The organism is Frigoribacterium sp. PhB160 (genome assembly GCF_003751785.1).
In the GTDB taxonomy this organism is placed as follows: Bacteria; Actinomycetota; Actinomycetes; order Actinomycetales; family Microbacteriaceae; genus Frigoribacterium.
In genome coordinates this window covers 611,862-634,696 of record NZ_RKIE01000001.1, presented here as the reverse complement: position 1 = coordinate 634,696, position 22,835 = coordinate 611,862, and the positions used below count along the sequence as shown (strand labels likewise).

The 22,835-nt window shown below is 73.2% G+C and carries 22 protein-coding genes; 9 read left to right on the top strand and 13 right to left on the bottom strand.

Features of this window, described 5'->3' with window-relative positions:
• Positions 1-87: 87 nt before the first annotated feature.
• Genes EDF38_RS03030 through EDF38_RS03020 form a run of 3 tightly spaced genes read right to left on the bottom strand, consistent with a single transcriptional unit; the run spans position 88 to position 3,688 of the window.
• On the bottom strand, positions 88-1,818 hold the full coding sequence (locus EDF38_RS03030; protein WP_370275494.1) for an FAD-binding oxidoreductase: 1,731 nt from the start codon (positions 1,816-1,818) through the stop codon (positions 88-90).
• Entirely contained in the window at positions 1,815-2,912 is a 1,098-nt protein-coding gene (locus EDF38_RS03025; RefSeq protein ID WP_123353920.1) for a 1-acyl-sn-glycerol-3-phosphate acyltransferase, read from the bottom strand. Before EDF38_RS03025 ends, EDF38_RS03030 begins: the two co-directional genes overlap by 4 nt.
• Positions 2,909-3,688: an SDR family oxidoreductase gene (locus EDF38_RS03020; RefSeq protein ID WP_123353919.1), complete on the bottom strand. Its 780-nt coding sequence runs from the start codon at positions 3,686-3,688 to the stop codon at positions 2,909-2,911. Before EDF38_RS03020 ends, EDF38_RS03025 begins: the two co-directional genes overlap by 4 nt.
• Before the next feature lie 87 nt (positions 3,689-3,775).
• Between EDF38_RS03020 and EDF38_RS03015 the strand changes: the two genes are divergently transcribed.
• The 4 genes from EDF38_RS03015 to EDF38_RS03000 are packed head-to-tail and all read left to right on the top strand — an operon-like array spanning position 3,776 to position 8,177.
• On the top strand, positions 3,776-4,597 hold the full coding sequence (locus EDF38_RS03015; RefSeq protein ID WP_123353918.1) for a hypothetical protein: 822 nt from the start codon (positions 3,776-3,778) through the stop codon (positions 4,595-4,597).
• Positions 4,594-6,975 carry an SDR family oxidoreductase gene (locus tag EDF38_RS03010; protein WP_123353916.1) on the top strand — a complete coding sequence of 794 codons (2,382 nt, stop codon included), beginning with the start codon at positions 4,594-4,596 and terminating at the stop codon, positions 6,973-6,975. Before EDF38_RS03015 ends, EDF38_RS03010 begins: the two co-directional genes overlap by 4 nt.
• Positions 6,976-6,999: 24 nt before the next feature.
• Positions 7,000-7,833: a ferritin-like domain-containing protein gene (locus EDF38_RS03005; protein WP_123353914.1), complete on the top strand. Its 834-nt coding sequence runs from the start codon at positions 7,000-7,002 to the stop codon at positions 7,831-7,833.
• Positions 7,830-8,177, top strand: a complete 348-nt coding sequence (locus EDF38_RS03000) for a LysR family transcriptional regulator (protein WP_123353913.1) — start codon at positions 7,830-7,832, stop codon at positions 8,175-8,177. Before EDF38_RS03005 ends, EDF38_RS03000 begins: the two co-directional genes overlap by 4 nt.
• Before the next feature lie 41 nt (positions 8,178-8,218).
• Here EDF38_RS03000 and EDF38_RS02995 read toward each other — a convergent pair whose 3' ends face one another.
• From EDF38_RS02995 to EDF38_RS02975, 5 genes are all read right to left on the bottom strand, one after another.
• Complete coding sequence (locus EDF38_RS02995; RefSeq protein WP_123353912.1) at positions 8,219-8,563, bottom strand: hypothetical protein; 345 nt, start codon at positions 8,561-8,563, stop codon at positions 8,219-8,221.
• Positions 8,564-8,693: 130 nt separating this feature from the next.
• The gene (locus EDF38_RS02990) at positions 8,694-9,935 is read right to left on the bottom strand and encodes a GAF domain-containing protein (protein ID WP_123353911.1); all 1,242 of its coding nucleotides are present in this window, start codon (positions 9,933-9,935) and stop codon (positions 8,694-8,696) included.
• 172 nt (positions 9,936-10,107) lie between these two features.
• Positions 10,108-10,698, bottom strand: a complete 591-nt coding sequence (locus EDF38_RS02985) for a hypothetical protein (RefSeq protein WP_123353909.1) — start codon at positions 10,696-10,698, stop codon at positions 10,108-10,110.
• A 152-nt stretch (positions 10,699-10,850) separates the two neighbouring features.
• Positions 10,851-11,420, bottom strand: a complete 570-nt coding sequence (locus EDF38_RS02980) for a DJ-1/PfpI/YhbO family deglycase/protease (RefSeq protein WP_123353907.1) — start codon at positions 11,418-11,420, stop codon at positions 10,851-10,853.
• 108 nt (positions 11,421-11,528) lie between these two features.
• Positions 11,529-12,428, bottom strand: coding sequence for a sugar-binding transcriptional regulator (locus EDF38_RS02975; RefSeq protein WP_370275614.1), 900 nt, complete (start codon positions 12,426-12,428; stop codon positions 11,529-11,531).
• Positions 12,429-12,635: 207 nt separating this feature from the next.
• Between EDF38_RS02975 and EDF38_RS02970 the strand changes: the two genes are divergently transcribed.
• The gene (locus EDF38_RS02970; RefSeq protein WP_123353905.1) at positions 12,636-14,390 is read left to right on the top strand and encodes a glycerol-3-phosphate dehydrogenase/oxidase; all 1,755 of its coding nucleotides are present in this window, start codon (positions 12,636-12,638) and stop codon (positions 14,388-14,390) included.
• A 140-nt stretch (positions 14,391-14,530) separates the two neighbouring features.
• Positions 14,531-15,190 carry a GntR family transcriptional regulator gene (locus EDF38_RS02965; protein WP_123353903.1) on the top strand — a complete coding sequence of 220 codons (660 nt, stop codon included), beginning with the start codon at positions 14,531-14,533 and terminating at the stop codon, positions 15,188-15,190.
• A gap of 65 nt (positions 15,191-15,255) precedes the next feature.
• Here the strand turns inward: EDF38_RS02965 and EDF38_RS02960 are convergent, their stop codons facing one another.
• Positions 15,256-16,296, bottom strand: coding sequence for a hemolysin family protein (locus EDF38_RS02960; RefSeq protein WP_123353901.1), 1,041 nt, complete (start codon positions 16,294-16,296; stop codon positions 15,256-15,258).
• Positions 16,289-17,734, bottom strand: a complete 1,446-nt coding sequence (locus EDF38_RS02955) for a hemolysin family protein (RefSeq protein ID WP_123353899.1) — start codon at positions 17,732-17,734, stop codon at positions 16,289-16,291. The genes EDF38_RS02960 and EDF38_RS02955 overlap by 8 nt, the downstream gene beginning before the upstream one ends.
• A 250-nt stretch (positions 17,735-17,984) precedes the next feature.
• Here EDF38_RS02955 and EDF38_RS02945 point away from each other — a divergent pair, with 250 nt between their 5' ends.
• Positions 17,985-18,800 (top strand): hypothetical protein, encoded by an 816-nt coding sequence (locus EDF38_RS02945; protein WP_148061438.1) that lies wholly within the window; start codon positions 17,985-17,987, stop codon positions 18,798-18,800.
• A gap of 57 nt (positions 18,801-18,857) precedes the next feature.
• On the opposite strand, the gene EDF38_RS02940 is transcribed toward EDF38_RS02945, so the two are convergent.
• From EDF38_RS02940 to nadE, 3 genes are all read right to left on the bottom strand, one after another.
• On the bottom strand, positions 18,858-19,169 hold the full coding sequence (locus tag EDF38_RS02940; protein WP_123353893.1) for a putative quinol monooxygenase: 312 nt from the start codon (positions 19,167-19,169) through the stop codon (positions 18,858-18,860).
• 94 nt (positions 19,170-19,263) lie between these two features.
• The gene (locus EDF38_RS02935) at positions 19,264-19,539 is read right to left on the bottom strand and encodes a GlsB/YeaQ/YmgE family stress response membrane protein (protein ID WP_123353891.1); all 276 of its coding nucleotides are present in this window, start codon (positions 19,537-19,539) and stop codon (positions 19,264-19,266) included.
• Positions 19,540-19,724: 185 nt separating this feature from the next.
• On the bottom strand, positions 19,725-20,555 hold the full coding sequence (gene nadE / locus EDF38_RS02930; protein WP_123353889.1) for an ammonia-dependent NAD(+) synthetase: 831 nt from the start codon (positions 20,553-20,555) through the stop codon (positions 19,725-19,727).
• Between the two features lie 329 nt (positions 20,556-20,884).
• On the opposite strand from nadE, the gene EDF38_RS02925 reads away from it, so the two are divergent.
• Together EDF38_RS02925 and EDF38_RS02920 are read left to right on the top strand one after the other, a co-directional pair.
• On the top strand, positions 20,885-21,835 hold the full coding sequence (locus EDF38_RS02925; RefSeq protein WP_123353887.1) for a helix-turn-helix domain-containing protein: 951 nt from the start codon (positions 20,885-20,887) through the stop codon (positions 21,833-21,835).
• Positions 21,836-22,035: 200 nt separating this feature from the next.
• On the top strand, positions 22,036-22,779 hold the full coding sequence (locus EDF38_RS02920) for a hypothetical protein (RefSeq protein WP_148061437.1): 744 nt from the start codon (positions 22,036-22,038) through the stop codon (positions 22,777-22,779).
• Positions 22,780-22,835 lie beyond the last annotated feature (56 nt).

Genomic DNA, 22,835 nt, shown 5'->3' with positions numbered 1-22,835 from the left:
CCCGCACGCACGACGGCGCAGCCCGCACGCACGACGGCGCCCCGGCACCGAGGTGCGGCGGGGCGCCGTCAGCGCGGCTCGGGGCGCCTAGGCGCCCGTCACCTTGCCCGGGTTGAACACGCGCCCCGGGTCGGCCGAGTCGAAGAGCCCCTGCATGACGGCGACGCCCTCGGACGAGACGTCCTGCTCGAGCCAGGGCGCGTGCTCGAGGCCGACGCCGTGGTGGTGCGACAGCGTCGCGCCGGTGTCGATGAACGCCTGCTGGATCGCGTGCTTGACGACGTCGTACTGCGCCTCGGAGTCGTCGCCGTGCTCGAACGCGAACGTGAAGTAGAGGCAGGCACCCGAGTGGTACGAGTGCGAGAGGTGGCCCATGATCCAGCCCTGCACGCCGATGCGGTCGAACGCCTGGTTCGCGGCGGCGTAGACCCGGGCCGACACGTCGCGGAGCTTCGACCAGGGGGCGGCGGTCTCCGAGACGTCGGCCGCGCCTCCGTGGTCCATGAAGAAGTCGCGCAGGTAGGGCGTGTCGAACTTCTTCTGGTCGTAGAGCTTGCCGGGGCCCTTGCCGACGCTCATGCCGCGGTTCGCCTTGACGATGCCGGCGACGGTCTTCTGCGTGCGGGCCACGTGCTCGGGGCTGCCCTCGTAGCCGATGAACGACAGGCACATCGCGTCGACGTCCCAGCCCTTCGCCTTGAGCAGCAGCGGCAGCGCGTCGGTGACCTTCTGCGAGATGCCCTTGCCGGGCTTCGAGGTCGCGAACGAGAACGCGGTCTCGTGGGCGTCCGAGACGCGGGTGACCGAGGGGCTCGCGTCGCTCTCGGCGATGGCCTGCATCGCGGCGAGGCCGTCGTGCCACGACGGGAACAGGTAGGCGAGGATCTCGCGCTTCTCGGGCAGGCGGTGCACCTGCGCGGTGACCTCGGTGATGACGCCGAGGCGCCCCTCCGAGCCGATGATCATCTCGCGGAGCGACGGCCCCGTCGACGCGCTCGGCACGGCGCGGATGGCGAGCACCCCGCCCGGCCGCACGACGCGGAGGCCCTTCGTGATGTCGGCGATGTCGCCGTACTTGTCGCTCTGCATGCCGGAGGAGCGGGTCGCGACCCAGCCCCCCATCGTCGAGTGCGTGAAGCTGTCGGGGAAGTGGCCGAGGGTCCAGCCGCGGGCGTTGAGCTGCTCCTCCAGGTCGGGGCCCTGGCCGCCGGCCTGGATGCGCGCGAGACCGCTGTCTTCGTCGACGTCGAGCACCTTCGAGAGCCGGCCCATGTCGAGCGAGACCACGGTGCGCTCCTCGGTCGGCAGCGGCTCGAGGCTGCCGACGATGTTGCTGCCGCCGCCGAACGGGATGAGCACGAGGTCGCTCGCGACGGCGAGGTCGACGATGCGCTGCACCTCGGCCTCGTCGGCGGGGTAGACGACGAGGTCGGGCACCCGCTCGAGGATCCCGGCGCGGATGCGGATCAGGTCGCGGATGCTCTTGCCGTACGTGTGGACGACGCGGTCGTGGTCGCCCTGGTCGAGGTGCTCCCGCCCGACGATCTGCACGAGGGAGTCGACGACCTCCGAGGAGGCGCGGGAGGCCGGCACGGTCAGGTCGCTGAACGAGAGCCCCGAGTCGTGCTCTCCGCTCGACAGCTCGACGCCGACGATCTTCTTCACGAACGGCGCGAACGCGGGCTTGTCGTCGTGGTGGAAGGCGACGCCCTCGACGCCCCAGCCCCACCACTTCATGTGCTTCACGCCGTGGTCGGCGGGCTCGGTCGACCGTGCCTCGGTGCTCGGGGCGGGGGTCTCGATGTCGACGTCGGTCACGGTCGTGCTCCTTCGGACGGGGTGTCTGGGCCCAGGATACGGGCGGTGTTCGCGTCCTTGAGACGCAGGATCTCGGCACGGAGCCGAGCAGAGAACTGGAGCGGCGTCTCGCCGGGCTCCGGGCGCATGGGGTCGCCGAAGGCCACGCCGACGGGCAGGCGACCGGGCCGGGGCCAGGCCGAGCCGCGGGGGTGGGCGATGTGGGCCCCGATCAGCGCGAGCGGGATGATCGGCACGTCGCACGCCGCCGAGAGCGCCGCGGCGCCGGGCTTGAAGGCCGCGACGGACCCGTCCTTCGAGCGGGTGCCCTCGGGGAAGACCAGCACCGGGTAGCCGCGCTCGAGCAGCGAGCGGGCGCTGACCGTCGGCTGGCCGGCACGACGTCGGGCGGCCGACTTCGCCACGGCGCGCTTGCGGGCCGAGGAGCTCGCGGTCGCGTCGCGGTCGGCTCGGCGTCTCGTCGCCTTCGCGGATGCGGATGCGGATGCGGATGCGGACGATCCCGACCCGGCGGCCCCGTCGACGACCGGGATCGACCCGGTCGCGGCGGCCACGACCGCGGGGCCCTGCGGCTTCGGCGAGCCCGGCGAGCCCGACGGCGTGGCCGTCGACGATCCTCGCTGCACGGGGAAGGCGTTGAAGAACAGCTCGGTGAGCTTGCGACGCCACGGCACGTCGAAGAAGTAGTCGGCGGCGGCCCCGGTCGCGAGGTACCGGGCGAGGCGTCGGGGCAGCGCCCCGAGGATCAGCGGCGCGTCGAGGTGGCTCGAGTGGTTCGCGACGACGATGAAGCCGCCCTCGACCCCCTTGAGCCGGTCGCGGTCGATGACCGTGACGCTCGTGATCGACCAGATCGTCGGCTTGAGCACGACGCGCTGGGCCACGTAGCGGGCCATCGCGTGGCCGCGCGAGCTGAAGCGGTCCTTCACGTCGGTCGCCGCCCGGGCCACGGCATCGCGTCGGCGCTCGTGCGCCGAGGCGTCGCGCTGCTCGGCCGGGGAGCGCTGCTCGGCCCGTCGCCGGGCGTCGTCGCCGGTCGAGGGCACCCCGTCGTCGCCCGACGCGTCGGGTCGTCCGCGTTCCGCCACGGTCACTGCCCCGCGGGCTTCCCGCGCTTCGACGAGATGGCGCCCGACACCGCCCGCACGGCGCTCCGCGGAGCGTGGCGCACGAGGCCGATCAGCACCTTGTACCGGAGCGTGGGCATGGAGATCACCTTGTTCTCGTCGACGTCGCGCAGGCACGCGCTCACGAGCTGTTCGGCGCTGAGCCACAGGAAGTTGGGTATGGACGACGACCGGATGCCGGCCCGCTGGTGGAACTCGGTGCGGACCCAGCCCGGCTCGAGCACGGTGACGCCGACCCCGGTGCCCCGGAGCTCGACGGAGAGGCTCTCGCTGAACGAGTTCACCCACGCCTTGATGGCGGAGTAGCTGCCCATGGTCATGAACCCCGCGGTGCTGCCGACGTTGACGATGCGTCCGCGGCCGCGCGGCCGCATCGAGCGCGCCGCGGCGCCGGAGAGCACGAGCACCGACCGGCACATCACCTCGAAGCCCGCGTCGTGCGCGGCGACGTCGGTCGAGGTCAGCGGCGTGTGCATGCCGAAGCCGGCGTTGTTCACGAGCAGGTCGACCGGTCGCGAGTCGTCGGCGAGGCGGGCCGCCACGCGGTCGACGTCGCCGCGGTCGCCGAGGTCGGCCGGCAGCACCTCGACCGAGCGGCCGGAGGCGCGCAGCCGGGCCGCGGTCTCGTCGAGTCGGGTCGCGTCGCGCGCGACCAGGACGAGGTCCCAGCCGCGAGCGGTGAGTTGGCGGGCGAATTCGGCTCCGATGCCGGACGTGCCCCCGGTGACGAGCGCTGTTGCCATGCCGCTTACGATACGGTCTTGAGGGGAATCCGCGTGCATCCAGCCCCGATCACCACTGCTTCGACGCCACCCGGAGGAACACTGTCCATGACGATCCCCGGCGACCCCTACGACACCTCCGCGTTCGACATCCGCCAGTTCACGCTGACGGCCCAGGGCGCCTTCCGCTCCGAGCTCGACCTGGCGCCCTTCGAGACGGCTCCGCTCCGCTCCGACGACCTGCGCCTCCTCCGCCACCTCGGCCTCCTCGAGAGCGCGACGATGGAGAACCTCCGCAACGTGCTCGTCACGGCCACGCACAAGGACGCCCGCGTCACCGCGTTCCTCGTGACCTGGGCCTTCGAGAAGTTCTGGCTCGCCGACGCCCTCGACGCCGTCCTGGAGGCGCACGGCCAGCCGCGCCTGCGCGACGAGGAGGAGGGCCCCCGCCGCCACTCCCCCTCCGAGGCCGCCGAGCGCCGCGGGCCCATCACGCGGGCCCTCGAGGCGATCAACAAGGGCGTGCCGATCGTCGCGGAGCACATGACCGCCGGCCTCGTGGACGAGTGGGTCATGGGCGAGGGCTACTCCGCGCTCGACGTCCGCGCCGGCAGCCCCGCCCTCACCGCCGTGCTCGACCGGGTCCGCGCCGTGAAGGCCCGCCACGAGCAGTTCTTCGAGATCGAGTCGACGTGGCGCCTGCGGGACTCGCCCCGCGCCGTCAAGCAGACCCGCGCCTCCCTGGTGCGGGCCGTCTTCCCGATCGGCGCCGTCGAGCGCGCCGACGCCGACCGCACCGCCTTCGAGACCGCCGTCTGGGGAGGGGCCGAGGGGCACGTCCGTGCCGACTCGGTGGGCGAGCGCGTCGCCGCGCTGCCCGGCCTCGACGACCGCGTCGGCTCCGCCGTGACCCGAAAGCTCACCTCATGACCGCATCGCTCCCCCCCGCCCCGACGCCCGGCTCGACCGCGACCGGCCTCGGCTCGTCGCACGTGCTGCTCACCGGCGGCACCGGCTTCGTCGGGCAGGCCATCCTCGAGCGGCTGCTCTCGACGCACCCCGACACGACCGTCACCCTGCTCATCCGCCCGAAGGCCGGCACCCCCGCCCTCGGCCGGCTCCGCCACCTGCTGAAGAAGCCCGTCTTCGCGACCTGGCGCGACCGCGTCGGGCCGGCCGAGGTCGAGCGGGCGCTCACCGAGCGGCTGCGCGTCGTCGAGAGCAGCCTCGGCTCGCTCCCGGCCCTGCCCGCCGACCTCGACGTCGTCATCCACAGCGCGTCGACGGTCTCGTTCGACCCGCCCATCGACCAGGCCTTCGACACGAACGTCGGCGGGGCGGTGGGCCTCTACGAGGCACTGCGCGCGGCCGGGGGCGACCCGCACGTGGTCCACGTCTCGACCGCCTACGTCGGCGGCATCCGCAAGGGCGTCTTCCCCGAGGCGGCGCTCACGCACGACGTCGACTGGCGCGCCGAGCACGCCGCCGCGCGCGACGCCCGGGCCCGGGTCGAAGCCGCCTCGCGGCAGCCCGAGACGCTCCGCAAGTTCTTGGCCGAGGGCCGTGCCGGGCACGGCAAGACCGGCCCGCAGGCCGTCGCCGCCGCCGCCGAGGAGGCGCGGGTCGCCTGGGTCAAGGACCGTCTCGTCGACTACGGCCGCACCCGCGCGGAGACCCTCGGCTGGACCGACGTCTACACGCTGACGAAGGCGTTCGCCGAGCGCGCCGCGGAGGAGCTCTGGGCCGCGGACGGCCACCGCCTGTCGGTGGTGCGCCCCGCGATCGTCGAGAGCGCCCTGCGCCACCCGTTCCCGGGCTGGATCGACGGCTTCAAGGTCGCCGACCCGCTGATCATGTCGTACGCCCGCGGCCTCCTGCCGGAGTTCCCCGGGGTGCCCGACAGCGTGCTCGACGTCGTGCCGGTCGACTACGTCGTCAACGTGATCCTGGCCGTGGCGGCGAACCCGCCGGGCGGCCCGGCCGAGCGCGAGGGCCTCGGCGAGGCGGGCGGCGCGGACGCCGTGGCCGCGCCTCCGGAGCCCCGGTACTTCCACGTGGCGTCGGGCAACAGCAACCCGTTCCCGATCCTGCGGATGTTCGACAACCTCAAGACGTTCTTCACCGCGAACCCGCTGCCGCGCGACGAGCACACGAGCATCCCGGTGCCGACGTGGAAGTTCCCCGGCGTGCGGAAGGTCGAGGGCGCGATCCGCACCGCGCAGCGCGCCAACGACTGGCGCGAGAAGGTGCTCACGCGCCTGCCGTCGAACGCCCGCACCCGCACGGCGCTGACCGACGTGCAGACGCGCCGCGGCGACCTCGAGTCGCTGCAGAGCCTCACCGACCTCTACCGCCACTACGTGCAGTCGGAGATCATCTTCGACGACCGCCGCACGCGCGCGCTGCACGACGGGCTGCCCGGCGGCTCGCCCGCCGACATCGGCTTCGACGTGACGGACATCGACTGGGAGGACTACTTCCAGACCGTGCACTTCCCGTCGATCACGGCCATGACCCGCGCCTTCTCGGTGCGGCCCGCCGCCGGCGCCGCGGTGGTCGACGACCGGCCGCTGCCGCGGCGCGACGACGTCGTCGCCGTCTTCGACCTCGAGGGCACCGTCGTCGACTCGAACATCGTCGAGCAGTACCTCTGGGTGCGCTCGAACGGCTTCCGCAAGGCGGCCTGGCCGGGCGAGGTCGCCAGCCTGCTGACCGGGCTGCCCGCCTACCTGCGCGCCGAGGGGCGCGACCGGGGCGAGTTCATCCGCGCCTTCCTGCGGCGCTACAGCGGCATGCCCGTCTCGCGGCTCGCCGGGGTCGTGCGCTCGGGCGGCTACGCCGAGACCGTGCGCCGCCACACGCTGCCGCAGGCCGTCGCGCGCATCGCCGAGCACCGGGCCGCGGGCCACCGCACCGTGCTCGTCACCGGCTCGATCGGCACCCTCGCCGCGCCCATCGCCGACCTGTTCGACGAGGTCGTCGCCAGCACCATGCACGAGCGCGACGGCGTGCTCACGGGCTACCTCGCCCAGCCGCCGCTCGTCGACGAGGCCCGCGCGGCCTGGCTGCGGCAGTACGCCCTCGAACGGGGAATCGACCTCTCAGCGTCGTACGGCTACGGTGACAGCCACGCCGACCTCGCGTGGCTCGAGCTCGTCGGGAATCCCTCTGCCGTGAATCCCGACGCCAATCTCGCTCGCGAGGCGCTCCGAAGACGTTGGAGCATCCGCGACTGGGCTCGCGCCCGGTCCACGAGCGCGGCGACGACCGGCGGCACCACACGGAAAGGAGACGGGAAGCAGGTCTGACGACCCGCGCCTCCCCCATCTCACATGGCATTCGACATCGACAAGTTCGCCGCGACCAGCGAGCGCATCACCTGGGACGACCTCGACCTCGACCACTTCAAGGCGAACCCCCTCAGCGCGGACTCCCTCCGCACCCTGCGCTACATGGCCGACGTCGAGTACCACACCGTCTGCTACACCCGCGACCTGCTGACGACGCCCTCGCACAAGGAGGGCGACGTCTCGACCTTCATGACGATGTGGAACCGCGAGGAGTTCTGGCACGGCGAGGCCCTCGCCGCGATCCTCGAGGTGCACGGCATCAAGGTCGACTACGACCAGCTGCGCGCGAACCGCCTCAAGCTCGGCTGGCGCGACAAGCTCGACCCGGTCAAGCAGGGCCTGCTCGGCAAGTTCGTCGGCTCGGACTTCGTCGCCGTGCACATGTCGTGGGGCGCCGCCAACGAGTACTCCGCCGTCAGCGCCTACAAGCGCATGGCCGCGCTCGAGAAGGACCCGGTCCTCGCCGAGCTGCTCATCCGCATCGCCAAGCAGGAGTCGCGCCACGTCGCGTTCTACGTCTCGCAGGCCCGGGAGCGCCTGCTCAAGAGCAAGAAGGCGCAGAAGCTCACCCGCTTCCTGCTGCAGAAGGTCTGGGCTCCCGTCGGCTCGTCGATCATGGACATCGACGACGTGCGCTTCGTCTTCGGCCAGCTCATGAGCGGCGAGGAGGGCCGCAAGGCCGCCGAGAAGCTCGACCACAACATCTCGAACCTGCCGGGCATGACCGGGCTGCGCATCTTCCAGAAGGCCCTCGACGGGCTCGGCGTCGTCAACGGCCCGACCGCCGGCGGGCCCGGCGGCGTGGCGGCCGCGTGAAGACGAGCCACCTGCGCCACTTCCTCGTGGCGGCCGAGGTGCTCCACTTCCCGCTGGCCGCCGACAAGCTCGGCATCTCGCGCCAGAAGCTCGAGTCGTCGATCGAGGCGCTCGAGCTCGAGTTCGGGACCAAGCTGTTCGACCGGAACGCGACGCCGTACCGGCTGACGAAGGCTGGTCAGGCGGCGATCGTCATCGCCGAGGAGGAGCTCGCGAGCCCGTCGACCCCGCCGCCGCCACCGGCCCCGCCGGGGGGCGGCAAGGCGAAGGCGTCCAAGGGCAAGGGGCGCACGCCTGCGGTCAAGGGGCAGCCCAAGCCGTTCAAGAAGCGCCAGGGGCGCTAGGGCTCCTCCGCCGCCGCGGCGACCGGCCGGGCGGCAGTTCGCTACGCCTGCTCGTGGGTGGCCCACCACTCGGCGTAGCGGGTGTTCTCGGCCAGGCGACGGGTCTCGTCGGGGGCGTCGTCGTCCCACCACACCGGGCCGCGCTCGCCCAGCGCGGTCTTCGCGGCGTCGACGCGCTGCCGGGCGGCCTCGACCGCGTCGTGGTCGTCGGCGCGCTTCGCCGTGCCCTTGGCTCGTCGGGCGTCCATGAGCTCGTGGACGAGGGCGTCGCGCCGCTCGTCGGACAGGCCCGGGTCGGAACGACGCCAGAGCCGGCCGTGCACGACGAGGTACCGGCCGTCGGGGGTCACGGGCGGGCCGTCGCGGTCGTCGTGCTGCGTCGTCATGGAGTCGAGTGTGCCCGCCGTTCCTGGACCAGGCACACCGGCGGGCGCGACGTCGGGGTCGACGTCGGGCGCGACGTCGGGCGCGAGCCCGGCCGCGGAGGCCGGGCCGCGGAGCCCGGGCCGGCGCGCCCTACGCCCCGGCGACCGCCGGCGTCGCCCGGAGCTCGCGCTGGACCTGCATGGCGAGCTCGCGCAGGAGGACGAGGTCGACCCCGTCGCCGCTGCGGGGCTCCGCGTCGACGACGCAGAGCGCCCCGATGCGGACGCCCTCCGCGGTCTCGATCGGGTGTCCGGCGTAGAACCGCACCGACGGGTGCGACACGAACCGGGCGTCGTTCCACGCGTCGGGCACGACGAGCGGACGACCGCTGCGGATCGTGTGCGCGCAGAACGAGTCGGCGATGGGCAGCTCGAGCTGGGACGCGCCGGAGATCGCCTTGTTCCAGTGACGGCCGTCGCCGATCACCGAGAAGGCCGCCCCCTGCGTGCCGAGCAGCACCCGCGCCCGCTCGACGAGCTCGTCGAAGCGCTGCTCGTGGGGACTGTCGAGCAGCCCCAGCTCGCGGATCGCCTCGAGCCTCACGGCCTCGTCCTGCGGTGCGTGGCGCGTCGAGCGCGCGGTGCCGCCACGCTCGAGCTCGGCGTCGAGCAGCGGGGCGAGGAGACCGGCCTGGCCGGCCGCCCAGTCGGCGTAGCGGAGCACCTGGCGCCCGCCGTCGTCGCCCGTGCCGCGGCCCGGGGTGCCGAGCACCTCGCGGGCGGTCGCCGTCGGAGGTGCGGGCGGAAGCAGGAAGTGCGTGCGGTCGCGCCCGGCGCAGAGCTCGCGCGCGGCCTCGTTCATCAGCTCGGCGTGCTGGTCGGCGTGGCCGCCCACGGGGACGGTGAACTTCGGGACCGAGCTCGGGGCGTGCACCGCCATGACGACGACGTGGCAGCTCGGGTCGGTCTCCTCGTCGATGGCCCCCAGCAGCGCGCAGAGGTCGGCGCTCCAGCGCTCGACGGGCAGGAGGCGGAGCGCGTCGCTCAGGCCGACGACCACGACGACGGCGTCGTAGTCGCGGATCGACCGGACGGAGAGCAGGTCGCGGGCGGTGGCGATCGTGACCGACGGGGCGGCCAGGGCGTCGACGTCGGCGCCACGGCCGGTGAGGGCCGAGAGCTTGCGGGCGAGGTGCCCGGGCAGGGCGAGGTCGTGGCTGCGGACGCCCCACCCGACGGCGGGCCCGTTGCCGAGCACGAGCACCCGGTCGGGGTCCACCCCCGGGGCGTGCGCGTGCGGCGCGTCGTCCGGACGGGGCGACGCCGCGAGGTCGTCGACGAGACGGTACCGGCTCCGGGCGACGAGGCGCGCGGCTTGGCTGACGAGGGACATGGCTGTGCTCCGGTTCCCGCTGCGCGGGCCTGATCTGCTCGGACGACCCGGGGATGGTGAGGCCCCGGTCGGTGGACGACCAGCATCCTCCTCGGTCACGGCGTCGACAAGCCCCCGGTCGGGGCGCAGACCGGACGGTTCACCGGGGACGCGGCCCCTTCGCCCTCGCCGGTCACGCGTCGTCGCGCGACCGGCCGGCGAGGGCCGCGAGGTCGTCGCCGAGCCCGGCGAGCCGGTCGTCGCGCTCGGCGTCGTACTCGGCGTCGACGACGACCTCGGCCGACCGCACCCTCAGTACGATCGCGCTGCCGACGTCGCCCCAGGCCCGGTCGACGGCGGCGCGCACGACCCCGTCGACGTACTCGTCGTCGTCGCGCAGGGCGTCGAGGGCGTCCGCGACCGCCACGTAGGTGTTCTCGCGGAACCACAGGGTCTCGTCGTCGGCGCTGCGGTAGTCGTGCTGGTGCCGCGAGCGCCCCTTCGTCGTCAGGGCCTTGGCCCGGGCGGCCTCGATGCGCTTGTTCTGGTAGCGCTGCTCCTCCGCGAGGCGGTGCAGCGTGCGGCGGACGGACGCGGCCGTCTCGTCGTGGTCGAAGACGTCGTCGTCGCGCAGGGCCCGCACCACGATGCGGTTCGCCACCGAGACGACGGCCGCCGACCGGGCGATCAGCAGCCCCTCGCCCACGGCCCGCTCGAGCGCGGCAGGATCGACCGGCGCCGGGTCCTCACCGGGAGCACGGCGACGCTGCTTGCCCCAGATCATGGCCTCTCCTCTGCACGGTCGGGACGGCCGACCGGCGACGTCCCCGTCAATCCTGCACCCTCGCGCGCCCCCGCACGCACGAGGGCCGGGCCCCGGCGGTGCCAGGACCCGGCCCGAGCCGGTGCGACGAGACGAGGCGCCGCGGCGCCGCGTCAGGCCGAGGCGCTCGCCAGCGCCGTCGACACGGCCTCGACGAAGTCGTCGAGGTCGTCGGGGTCGCGCGAGGTGACGAGGGTGAAGCCCTGCTCGACGTCGGTGACCGCGGCACGGTCGACCCACGAGGCGCCCGCGTTCCGCAGGTCGGTCTGCAGCGAGGCGAAGGAGGTGAGCTCCTTGCCCTCGACCAGGCCGGCCTCGACGAGCAGCCAGGGGCCGTGGCAGATGGCCGCGATGGGGCTGCCCGCGGCCGCGAAGGCCTTGACGAGTGCGACGGCGTCGGCGTCCTGCCGGATCGTGTCGGCGTTGATGGTGCCGCCGGGCACGAGCAGCAGGTCGAAGTCGGCCGCGTCGACCTCGGAGAGCGTCGTGTCGGGCCGGACGTCCTGACCCGGGTCCTTGTCGCCGACGAGCGTCGCGACGGGCTCGGTCGACTGCGCGGCGACGACGACGGTCGCCCCGGCAGCCCGGAGCCTCTCGGTCGGCACGACGAGCTCGTCCTGCTCGACGCCGTAGTTGGTGACGATCGCGAGCACGCGACGTCCGGTGAGATCGGTGGTTGCCATGGTGAGCCTCCTCGGGTGCCCGCGGTGGCGGGCGTGTGTCGTGGACCGTTCCCGTGTACGCCGCCGGGCTGGGGCCGCACCCAGCACTGTCCCCCGAGGCCGCCCGGGTCAGCTCGCGAGCAGCGCCCGCGCCGTGCCCTCGTCGAGGATGAGGTCGGTCGCGAGCCCGGCGGCCAGCGCCCCGCGCACGCCGACGACCTTCGCCTCCCCCGCCACGACGCAGACGCGTCGCGGCGCCCGGCGGATCGTGGCGAGGTCGGGGCCCGTGCCCCGGGCGTTGAGGACGATGTCGGTCGACGAGCCGTCCTCGCGGTAGAAGACCGTCGCGACGTCGCCGACGACGTGGTCGCGGTCGAGGCTCGCCTGGTCGGCGGGCTCGAGGTAGCCGCCCGAGTAGACGTGGCTCGGCACGCGGGCGTCGCGCGAGCCGACGCCGAACACGACGAGGTCCATCGACGCCTGCAGCTCGAGCACCCGCTTGGTGCTGCGCTCGCGCCACAGGGCGCGCTTCGTCGCGGGGTCGTCGAAGAACGCCGGCACCGGGAACTGCTGGATCGCCGCCGTGTAGGCGTGCCCGAACCGGCGGAGGATCTCGCTCGCGTACTCGATGCCGGTCGTGCGCGTGTTCGCGGCGCCGTTCAGCTGCACCACGACGGAGTTGTGCGTCGCCTTCGGCACGAGCGACCGGCTCACGGCGCTGAGGGTCGAGCCCCACGCCACCCCGATCACCATGTTCGAGTCGACGTACGGCGTGATCGTTCGTGCAGCCGAGAGCGCGACCCGTTCGAGCCGGTCGACGTCGCTCGTCTGGTCGGGCACGGGTACGACGTGGGCGACGACCCCGAAGCGGTGGTGCAGGGCCTCGGCCACCGCCGTGGCCTGGTCGAGCGGCGACTTGATCTGGATGTCGACGAGCCCGCTCTCGCGGGCGGACTTCAGGAGGCGCGAGACCGACGAGCGGGAGGTCCCGAGCTCCGCGGCGATCGCCTCCATCGTGAGGTCCTGCATGTAGTACAGATGGGCGGCGCGCAGGGCGTCCTGCGTCTTCTCCGACGCTGAGGGTTCGACCACGACGACCTCCGTGCACATGTGTGCAGATACGTTGCACCCTCGCTCCGAGGGGTCGACGATGAGGTTACCGGCACGAGGCCCCGATCTCGTGCCCTCGTCGCGTGACACGCGACCCGCACCACCATCGTCAGGAAGAAGCTCCTCGTGACCGAGTCGAAGAAGACACACGACCTCCGCGCCAACGTCGCGCGCATCGCCGACCGACCGACGGCCGAGGTCGTCGTCGTCGGGGGCGGCATCAACGGCATCGCGACGTTCCGCGACCTCGCGCTGCAGGGCGTCGACGTCGTGCTCGTCGAGCGTGCCGACTACGCCTCGGGCGCGTCCGCCGCGTCGTCGCACATGATCCACGGCGGCATCCGCTACCTCGAGAACGGCGAGTTCCGCCTCGTCCGCGAGAGCGTGGAGGAGCGCAACGGCCTCCTCAAGATCGCGCCCCACTACGTCAAGCCGCTGCAGACGACGATGCCGATCTTCTCGACCTTCTCGGGGATCCTCAACGCCCCGCTGCGCATGCTGACGCACAAGCAGCGCTCGACGAAGGAGCGCGGCGCGCTGCTCATCAAGGTCGGCATGACGCTGTACGACTCCTTCTCGCGCGACGGCGGCTCGGTGCCCCGTCACCAGTTCCGCACCAAGGCCGCGGCCCTCGCCGACATGCCCGCGCTCAACAAGGGCGTGAAGTACACCGGCACCTACTACGACGCGTCCGTGCACGAGCCCGAGCGCCTGGCGCTCGACGTGCTGAAGGACGGCCTGGCCGCTGGCGACCACGCCCGCAGCGCCAACTACGTCGAGGCCGTCGGCACCCGCGACGGCGGCGTGCTGCTGCGCGACGTCGTGAGCGGCACCGAGTTCGTCGTGACGGCCGACGTCGTGATCAACGCGTCGGGCCCGTGGACCGACCTCACGAACCAGGCCTTCGGCGGCGAGACCCAGTACATGGGCGGCACCAAGGGCTCGCACATCGTCGTCGACAACGCCGAGCTGCTCGAGGCCACCAAGGGCCGCGAGATCTTCTTCGAGAACGAGGACGGCCGCATCGTCCTGATCTACCCGCTCAAGGGCCGCGTGCTCATCGGCACCACCGACATCGACGCCGACCCGTCGCAGCCGGCCGTCTGCACGGAGGAGGAGGTCGACTACTTCTTCGACCTCGTCAAGCACGTCTTCCCGCAGATCGACGTCACGCGCGACCACATCGTGTACCGCTACTCGGGCATCCGCCCGCTGCCGCGCCACGAGGACACCGCGCCCGGATTCGTCTCCCGCGACTACCGCATCGTCGAGACGCCGATCGCGGGCCTGCCCGACTCGGCCGTGCTCAGCCTCGTCGGGGGCAAGTGGACGACCTTCCGCGCCCTCTCGGCGCACCTGTCGACCGAGGCCACGAAGCGCCTCGGCGTCGAGCGCCCCGTCGACACGACGGGCATGGCGATCGGCGGCGGCAAGGGCTTCCCGACGACCGACGCGGCCCGCACCACGTGGGTCGCGGCGCACGCCGACGGCCTCGACCGCGCCCAGGTCGACCGCCTGCTGACGCGCTACGGCACCCGCGCCGAGAGCGTCATCGAGGTGCTGCTCGACCAGCCCTCCGAGACGCTCGCGAACGACCCGCAGCTGACGCGCGCCGAGATCGCGTACTTCGCCGAGCACGAGGACGCGGTGCACCTCGCCGACGTCGTCCTGCGCCGGACCAACCTCGCCTTCGTCGGCGGCGTCTCGCTCGAGCTGCTCGACGAGATCGCCGGCGTCCTCGGCGACGCCCTCGGCTGGGACGACGCCGAGCGTCGCTCCGAGGTCGCGGCGACGGTCGAGGTGCTGCGCGCCTCGCACGGCGTCGAGGTCGCGTCGCAGCCGGTGCCGAGCCAGGCGCCCGCCGCGAGCACCGCGGTCTGAGCCACCCGCACGACCCCCGACCCGCTCGTCCCCTCGGGGGCGGGCGGGTCTCGTGCGTCACCACCGGCACGCGTCCGGCAGTATCGGATATTTCTCCGTTACAGTCGTCGGGTCCCTGCCGCTCGTCGAACGGAGCCCCCGTGCCGATCCCCACCTCTCCCCCCGCCGCCGAGCGCCAGCTGCTCCGCGACACGGTGCGCACGCGCATCCGCGACGCGATCGTCGACGGCACGCTCGAGCCGGGAGAGCGGCTGCACGACGACGAGCTCATCACGTGGCTGCAGGTGTCGCGCACGCCCATCCGCGAGGCGCTCGGCGACCTCGTGCGGGCCGGCCTCGTCGAGATGGCGCCGAACCGCTACACGCGCGTCGCGACGCCGCGGGCCGACGAGGCGGTCGAGGCCGTCCAGACCCTCGGCGTCCTGTACGGAGGCGCGGTGCGGCTCGCCGTCCCCCGCCTGCCCGAGCCCGTGCTGCGGCAGGTCGTCGCGGCGATCGACGTCTGCCTCGCCGACGTGGCGGGCGAGGACGGCCCGGCCCTGAACGCCCACACCGTCGCCCTCTTCGACACGTACGTCGAGCACTGCGGCAACGGCTCCCTGCGCAAGGTCTGCCGCGACGTCACCGACGGCCTCGCGTACAAGCTCCGCCTGCCGAACATCGTGCAGGTGCTGGCCTGGGGCGGCATGAGCGAGCAGTTCGCGGCCCTCCGCGAGGCGACGATCGCCCGCGACCCCATCGCCGCCGAGCTCGCGGCCGAGGCGCTGCACGAGCTCCCCGGCGCGCGGCCCACGGCCTAGGGCGGACCGTCGGCAGCCGGGCACGACCCCGGCCGCCCGACCGCCCGACCGCCCGACCGCCCGCGCTACACCGTCGTCGCGTCGTCGACCTCGCCGACGAGCTCCTCGATGATGTCCTCGAGGAACAGCACGCCCGTCGTCACGCCGTCCGCCGAGACCGCGCGGGCCACGTGGGCGCCGCTCCGGCGCATCGACGCGAGGGCGTCCTCGAGGTCGGCCTCGTGCGGCACGGCGCCGAGGCGTCGGATGCGCTTCTCCGGCACGGGGGCGTCGAACGACTCCGGCGTGGTGAGGTCCATGACGTCCTTGAGGTGCAGGTACCCCGTCGGCTCGCCCGCGCCGTCGGTCAGCACGTAGCGCGAGTAGCCGTGGGCGGCCACGGCGCGCTGGATGTCGGCCGGCGTCGCGCCGGGCTCGAGGCGCACCATGTCGTCGACCGGCACCTCGACGTCGCGCACCTTGCGGGTGGTGAACTCGAAGGCCGCCGAGAGGGTGCCCGAGCGGTCGTCGAGCGTCCCCTCGCGGGTCGACTGCACGACGATGGTCGCGACCTCGTCGAGCGTGTACGTGCTCGTCGCCCCGTCCTTCGGCTCCACGCCGAAGAGCCGCAGCACGCCGTTCGCGATGCCGTTGAGCGACCAGATGACCGGCTTGAGCACGCGGGCCACGAAGACGAGCGGCGGCGCGAGGATGAGCGCGGCGCGGTCGGGCACCGAGAACGAGAGGTTCTTGGGGATCATCTCGCCGACGACCACGTGCAGGAAGGTCACGAGCACGAGCGCCACGACGAAGGCGACGACGCTGATGACGTCGGCCGTCAGCGGCGTGAGCCCGAGCGGGATCTCGAGCAGGTGGTGGATCGCCGGCTCCGACACGTTGAGGATCACGAGCGAGCAGACCGTGATGCCGAGCTGGCTGGTCGCCAGCATCAGCGTCGCGTGCTCCATCGCCCAGAGCGTCGTCTTCGCGGCCTTGCTGCCGGCCTCGGCGCGGGGCTCGATCTGCGAGCGTCGGGCGGAGATGACGGCGAACTCGGCGCCGACGAAGAAGCCGTTGACGACGAGCAGCACCACCAGCCAGATGATGCCGGGCAGGTACTCAGACATGGGTCGAACCGTCCTTCAGCGCGTTCACGACGCGGTCGTGCTCGGCGCGGTCGTCGCGTCGGCCGGTCTCCGCCGGCGTGGCGGAGTGGCCCGGGGTGGGAGAGGGGGACGAGGAGGCGCGGCCCGCCTCGTCGAGGTCGCCCGCCTCGACGCGCGGCACGAACCGCAGCCGCTCGAGGCGGGTGCCGACGACGCGCTCGACCCGCAGCGCGCCTCCGGCGATCTCGACCTCGTCGCCGACCTCGGGCAGGCGGTCGAGGCGCTCGGCGACGAAGCCGGCCACGGTCTCGTAGTCGCCGTCGTCGGGGACGCGGATCGCCGCGCGTTCCTGCAGCTCGTCGGGACGGAGCGACGCGTCGAAGAGCACGGTGCCGCCGGAGCGGACGATGCCGACGCGGGCGCGGTCGTGCTCGTCCTCCAGCTCGCCGACGAGTTCCTCGACGAGGTCCTCGAGGGTGACGAGGCCGGCGGTGCCGCCGAACTCGTCCGTCACGACGGCGATCTGGAAGCCGTCGCGACGCAGCAGCCCGAGCAGGGTGTCGGTGCCCATCGACTCGGGCACGAAGCGCGCGTCGCTGACGAGCGTCGAGGCGAGCACGGTGCCGCGCTCGGCCAGGGGCAGGGCGAAGGCCTGCTTGACGTGCACGACGCCGAGCACGTCGTCGGAGTCGTCGCCGATCACCGGGAAGCGCGAGAAGCCGCTGCTGAGCGACGTCTCGACGATCGCGGCGGCCGTGTCGGTCGAGCGGACCGTCGTCATGCGCACGCGGGGCGTGAGCACGTCGGCCGCGGTGTGCTCCGAGAAGCGCAGCGTGCGCCCGAGCAGCGTCGCGTGGTCGTCGTCGAGCACCCCCTCGAGCGCGGAGCGGCGGACGAGCGAGCTGAGCTCCTCGGCCGAGCGGGCGCCGGAGAGCTCCTCCTTCGGCTCGATGCCCATCGACCGGATGACGGCGTTGGCCGTGTTGTTGAAGAGCACGATGACGGGCTTGAACACCGTCGTGAAGAGCGCCTGGAACGGCACGACGAGCTTGGCCGTCGCGAGCGGCAGGGCGAGGGCGAAGTTCTTCGGCACGAGCTCGCCGACGACCATCGAGAACAGGGTCGCGAGCGCGATGCCGGCGACGGCGCCGATGCCGGGCACGAGGCCCTCGGGGACGCCGACGGAGGTGAGCGGGCCGCCGAGCAGCGAGCTGATCGCCGGCTCGAAGGTGTAGCCGGTGAGCAGCGTCGTCAGCGTGATGCCGAGCTGCGCGCCCGACAGGTGGGTCGAGGTGATGCGCAGGGCCTTGATCGTGGGCCCGAGTCGCTTCTCGCCGCGGGCCTGACGGGCCTCGAGGTCGGAGCGGTCGAGGTTGACCAGCGAGAACTCGGACGCGACGAAGAGGCCGGTGCCGAGGGTGAGGACGAGCCCGATGCCGAGCATGACGAACTCATTCATGGCGCCCCTCCTCGTCGTGTGCGGTCGCCGGGGCGATCACGAGCCGGAGGGGCGCGGGGATGTGAGAGGGAGGGTCGTCCATTCCGCAGAAGATAGAGCCGGTCGCCGCGCGCTCCCTGGGAACGTGCAGGTGGTGCAAGGTCGGGGCCGGGGCGCGGGAGGCGCGGGTCCCGTCACGGGACCGGTCGCGGAGGACGCCCCGCGCCTCCGCGACCATCTACCCTGGGGGTCGATCGATTGGACACCCGCAGTGACTGACATGAGCCTCCGGCTGCCGACGACGCGGTTCCGCGCCGTCTTCGCCCTCGGCGCCCGGCACGCCGCCGGCCTCCCCCTGCCGACGACGCTCGGCAAGCCGAACCTGTTCGGCGAGTGGGACGACGAGACCGAGCAGACCACGCTCTACGTCGGCTTCGGCACGGGCCAGGTGCACCTCGAGACGACGCCCTCCGGCGTCGAGCACCACTTCCACGACGCGGGGGGCGACGACGCCGTCGCGAGCCCGTGGAACGACGCCGACACCGAGCTGCTCGTCGCCTGGTCGACCGCGCTGATCAGCGACGTCCAGGCCCTCATGCCCGACCTCGTCGACGACGTCGACGACGCCGCCGCCTGGCACGACGCCGGGTTCGACCTCTGGGTCTGCGAGATCGAGGAGCCCGCCCAGCTCGACCTGATCGAGGTCGACATCGAGGGCGAGCTGCTGACGCTGCCCTGGCTGGGCGCCGGCCACGTCGAGCACGACCACGTCGAGGAGTCGTCGCACGGCGCTCTCGACGACTCGGTCGAGGACGACCGCGAGCACCCGATCGCGCTGCTCTGGTCGGCGTCCGAGGCGACCACGCCCGACCGGCCGATCGCCGAGGCCTGGCTGCTGCCCGGTACCGAGACGCCCGTCACGCGCGCCGTCGACGGGGTCGACTGGGACGCCGTGGGCCTGCCCGCCGACGAGGTGCTCTCGTGGCTCGAGGGCATCTACCTCAACCACCACGTGCTGCCCGACCCGGCCGGCACCATCCTGACGGGCGTCCTCGAGCGGCTGGGCGGCATCGACGGGAACGACTGAGACGGTCGTCGGCGCCGCGGCCGTCGGAGCCGCTGCCGGCGCCCACGCGCGGACGACCTAGGCCAGGTCGCCGCTCTCGGAGAGCGAGGGCTCCTCGGGGCCCGTCAGCACGTAGTCGTGCACGTGCGACTCGCGGATCTCGGCCTCCTGCTCCTCGGAGGGACCGCTGCCGCGGAAGTCGTCGAGCGCCTGCTGCGAGACCCAGCGCTCGGTGACGTTGACGCGCCCGTCGTCGACGATGTCGGGCGAGAGCGCGAAGTCGAGGCACCCGGGGGCCTCGCGCGCGGCCTCGACGAGCTGCCGGCACTCGGCCAGGTAGTCGTCACGGATCTCGGGGTCGACGAGCAGGTGGCCGGAGACGATGATCATGCCCCGAGCCAACTCCCCCGGCACGGCGAAGGGCCCCGCGGCGGGTAGCCACGGGGCCCTGCTGGCGCCCGCACGAGCGCGCGGGTGGGGTGCGTCAGCGCGAGCGACGACGACCCGTCACCTGGAGGTAGATCACGAGCACGATGATCGCGCCGATGATCGAGCCGATGATGCCCGAGGTCTGGAAGAAGCCGTCGGGGTTGCTGCCCGGGAAGATCAGGTAGGCGAGGAAGCCGCCGACGAACGAGCCGATGATGCCGAGGAGGATCGTCATCGGGATCGAGATGTTCTGCTTGCCGGGGACGACGAGGCGAGCGACCGCACCGGCGATGAGGCCGATGACGATGAGGCTGATGATGAGACCGATCATGGTGTGATGCTCCTTGCTGGGTCCATGTCGTGCGACATGCGGGTGCGGCCGGATCAGCCGCACCTAGGACACAACCACGCCTGAGCATCCGCTGTTACGCAGCGGGGAGATCTGGTCGCGATGGCCTCGGATGGTGTAGGGAGGCGCACCCCGCGCCTCCGGACCGGTGCGCCACGGCCGCGGGCTCAGGCCTGCGGGCGCCACCAGGTGTCGTGCGGCGTGGCGGGCACCCGCCGCTTGTGCTCGGTCGCGAGGTACCGCGCCTCGATGGTCTCGGCGACCGCGGCGTCGACGTCGCGGCCCTCGAGGTAGGCGTCGATGTCGGCGTAGGTGAGGCCGAGGTTCGCCTCGTCGGTCTGTCCGGGGGCGTCGTCGAGCAGGTCGGCGGTCGGCGCCTTCTCGTACAGGCGGGCCGGGGCGCCGAGGTGGCGGAGGAGCGCCTTGCCCTGGCCCTTGCTCAGGCCGGTGAGCGGCGTGAGGTCGACGCCGCCGTCGCCGTACTTCGTGAAGAAGCCGGTGAGGGCCTCGGCCGCGTGGTCGGTGCCGACGACGAGCATGCCGCGTTCGCCCGCCAGGGCGTACTGCGCCACCATGCGGGTGCGCGCCTTGACGTTGCCCTTCGCGAAGTCGGTGATCGGGGCGCCCGTGGCCTCTTCATGGGCACGCGCCGTGCCGTCGACGCCGTGCTGGACTTCGATCGTGACGCCCTCGGCGCCGTCGATGAAGCGGAGCGCGAGCTGCGCGTCCTCCTCGTCGGCCTGCACCTTGTAGGGCATTCGGACCGTGACGAGCTCGGCGCTGCCGCCGTCGCGGCGGACGCCCTCGACGGCGAGCTGGCAGAGCCGACCGGCGAGCGTGCTGTCCTGACCGCCGCTGATCGCGAGGACGAAGCCGGCGGCGCCCGTGACCTCGAGGTAGTCGCGGAGGAAGGCGACGCGCGACGCGACCTCGGCCGCGGGGTCGATCTCGGGCTTGACGGCGAGCTCGGCGATGATGGTCTGCTGCAGCGGTCTCATGGTGTCGAGAGTAGCCACGCGCGTCGCCGGGCGGCAGGCCTCACCGCGGTCTCGGAGGCGCGGCTCGACTACTCGGACTTCGCGAGCGCCACGAAGGCGGCGATGCCCATCACGAGGCCGCCGACGGTGACGATCGAGATGAGGGCGGTGAAGAAGGCGGCGAGCGAGGCGTTGTCCACAGGAGGCTCCAGACGTGAGGGCGGGTCGGCCCCATCCTCGCACCGCGAGGTCACGGTCGGCTGGCCGCGTCGCGAGTCCCGACCCCCGCGGGCGACGGGTCGCCGCCCGTCGATCCGCCTCCGCGGCCGCCCCCGTGTCAAGATCTCGGGATGGACCACGACGACTCGCTGACGAGGTCGGCCTCGCAGGGCGACGACGTCGACGAGGCGCGCCTGCTCTACCAGACGGCCTACCCGGGCGACGGCTTCCGCCTCGAGCCGACCGAGCAGCCGTTCACCTACCGGTACTCGATGACGGGCGACGCCGACGTCACGCTCCGCACCTCGGTCTTCCGGGGCGCGGCCCACGGCGTGGCCGAGGCGACGCGCGAGTACATCGTCTCGTGGCTGCTCGAGGGCCACGGCGTGACCGACGTCGGGGCCGACGAGGCGGTGCAGACCCTCCACGTGCCGCACGTGGCGCCGACCCACGCGTACGAGTTCGACTACGCCGACTACCGGCAGAACCTCGTGCACCTCGACGCCGACTACCTCGAGCTCGTCGCGGCCGAGCACGAGTGCGGGCCGCGCTCGCCGCTGACCTTCGACCACGCCCAGGAGCCCGCGGGCGACGCCCTCCGCCGCTGGCGCCGCGTGCTCGCCGAGGCCTCGCCGGTGCTGCTCGACGCCTCGACCCCTCGACTGCTGCGGGCCGAGACGAACCGCCTGGTCGCCGTCACGGTGCTCGACACCTTCTCGCACTCGACGGAGCCCGCGCCGTCGGAGTCGCTGGTCGCCGGCGGCCCCCGCCTCCGCGCCGCGGTCGACTACATGCACGCCCACGCCCACGAGCCGGTCGGCGTGGACGAGGTCGCGGCCGCCGCGGGCCTCAGCATCCGCGGTCTGCAGGCGGCCCTGCACCGGCACGCGGGCACGACGCCGACCCTCTACCTGCGCGGCGTCCGCCTCGACCGGGTGCGCGACGAGCTCACGGCGCTGACGCCCGAGGTGACGACCGTGGCCGACGTGGCCCGCCGCTGGGGCTTCGCCCACCTCGGCCGCTTCGCCGGGGCCTACCGCACCCGGTTCGGCGAGTACCCGAGCGCGACGCTGGCGCACTGACGCCGGCGCCGACAGCCGCGCCGACGCCGACGCCGGCCGGAGGCGCGGTGCGAGCGAGGCGTGACGCGATCGTGACCGACGCCCCACGACGGTCATCCGCGGGGATGACGCCCGCCTCCGCGGCCGCGCCTACCGTGGGCGACACGGCCACAGGGGCCGTCGCTCCCGCCGCGGGGGCGCGCACCACGGGGGAGATCACCATGTCGCACCACATCGCCAGGCGGTCGGCCCGGGTCGCCGCCGTCGCCCTGGTCGCCCTCGGCGGACTCGTCCTCGCCGGCTGCACCGGCGACGACGAGCCGGCCGCCCCGTCGACGGCCTCGACGCCGGGCGCGTCGGGGGCTCCGACCTCCTCGGGGTCGGCGACGCCCCCGGGCGACCCGACCGCCCCGGCGACGCCGGGCGACGAGCCGGGCACCGGGCCGAGCGCGACCGCCGCCCCGGCCTCGGTCCCCACCGACTGCACCGACCTGGTCGACGCGGCGACACTCGCCGAGCTCACCGCGGTCGGGCCCCTCAACGACCCGGGGTACTTCGGCGACCAGCCCACGGGCGCGGTCACGCCCCGGGCTCCGCAGCCCGGTGCCGATCTCCGCGGCGTCGTCTCGGCCGCCACGCAGCTCTACTGCGGGTTCCGCGACCCCCGGGCCGACATCACGGGCATCCTGATCAGCGTCGCGACCGTCGACGCCGCGACGGCCGAGGCCTACCCCGCCTGGCTCGCGTCCGACGAGAGCACGGGCGACCTCCGCACGACGCCCTCGACCTGCACCGACGACCTGGGCGGCACCCGCTGCCAGCTCGTCACGACCGAGCCCCAGTACGGCGTCGAGTACGCCGAGACGGTCCTCGTGCGCGGCGACGTCGTCGTGACGGTGACGCAGTCGAACGCCCCGACCGACGGGCAGCTCATGGCCGCGATCGTGGCGCGCGTCTGGGGCTGAGGCGGGCGGGCGTCGGGGACGCGCACCGCGCCTCCCCGGCGTCGCCGACCGGCGGA

Bases quoted from the DNA above. Each gene is read 5' to 3' on its own strand.
- EDF38_RS03020 (WP_123353919.1), bottom strand. From the start codon at position 3,688: ATGGCAACAGCGCTCGTCACCGGGGGCACGTCCGGCATCGGAGCCGAA.
- EDF38_RS03015 (WP_123353918.1), top strand. From the start codon at position 3,776: ATGACGATCCCCGGCGACCCCTACGACACCTCCGCGTTCGACATCCGC.
- EDF38_RS03010 (WP_123353916.1), top strand. From the start codon at position 4,594: ATGACCGCATCGCTCCCCCCCGCCCCGACGCCCGGCTCGACCGCGACC.
- EDF38_RS03005 (WP_123353914.1), top strand. From the start codon at position 7,000: ATGGCATTCGACATCGACAAGTTCGCCGCGACCAGCGAGCGCATCACC.
- EDF38_RS02995 (WP_123353912.1), bottom strand. From the start codon at position 8,563: ATGACGACGCAGCACGACGACCGCGACGGCCCGCCCGTGACCCCCGAC.
- EDF38_RS02990 (WP_123353911.1), bottom strand. From the start codon at position 9,935: ATGTCCCTCGTCAGCCAAGCCGCGCGCCTCGTCGCCCGGAGCCGGTAC.
- EDF38_RS02985 (WP_123353909.1), bottom strand. From the start codon at position 10,698: ATGATCTGGGGCAAGCAGCGTCGCCGTGCTCCCGGTGAGGACCCGGCG.
- EDF38_RS02980 (WP_123353907.1), bottom strand. From the start codon at position 11,420: ATGGCAACCACCGATCTCACCGGACGTCGCGTGCTCGCGATCGTCACC.
- EDF38_RS02975 (WP_370275614.1), bottom strand. From the start codon at position 12,428: ATGCAGGACCTCACGATGGAGGCGATCGCCGCGGAGCTCGGGACCTCC.
- EDF38_RS02960 (WP_123353901.1), bottom strand. From the start codon at position 16,296: ATGTCTGAGTACCTGCCCGGCATCATCTGGCTGGTGGTGCTGCTCGTC.
- EDF38_RS02955 (WP_123353899.1), bottom strand. From the start codon at position 17,734: ATGAATGAGTTCGTCATGCTCGGCATCGGGCTCGTCCTCACCCTCGGC.
- EDF38_RS02940 (WP_123353893.1), bottom strand. From the start codon at position 19,169: ATGATCATCGTCTCCGGCCACCTGCTCGTCGACCCCGAGATCCGTGAC.
- EDF38_RS02935 (WP_123353891.1), bottom strand. From the start codon at position 19,539: ATGATCGGTCTCATCATCAGCCTCATCGTCATCGGCCTCATCGCCGGT.
- nadE (WP_123353889.1), bottom strand. From the start codon at position 20,555: ATGAGACCGCTGCAGCAGACCATCATCGCCGAGCTCGCCGTCAAGCCC.
- EDF38_RS02925 (WP_123353887.1), top strand. From the start codon at position 20,885: ATGGACCACGACGACTCGCTGACGAGGTCGGCCTCGCAGGGCGACGAC.
- EDF38_RS02920 (WP_148061437.1), top strand. From the start codon at position 22,036: ATGTCGCACCACATCGCCAGGCGGTCGGCCCGGGTCGCCGCCGTCGCC.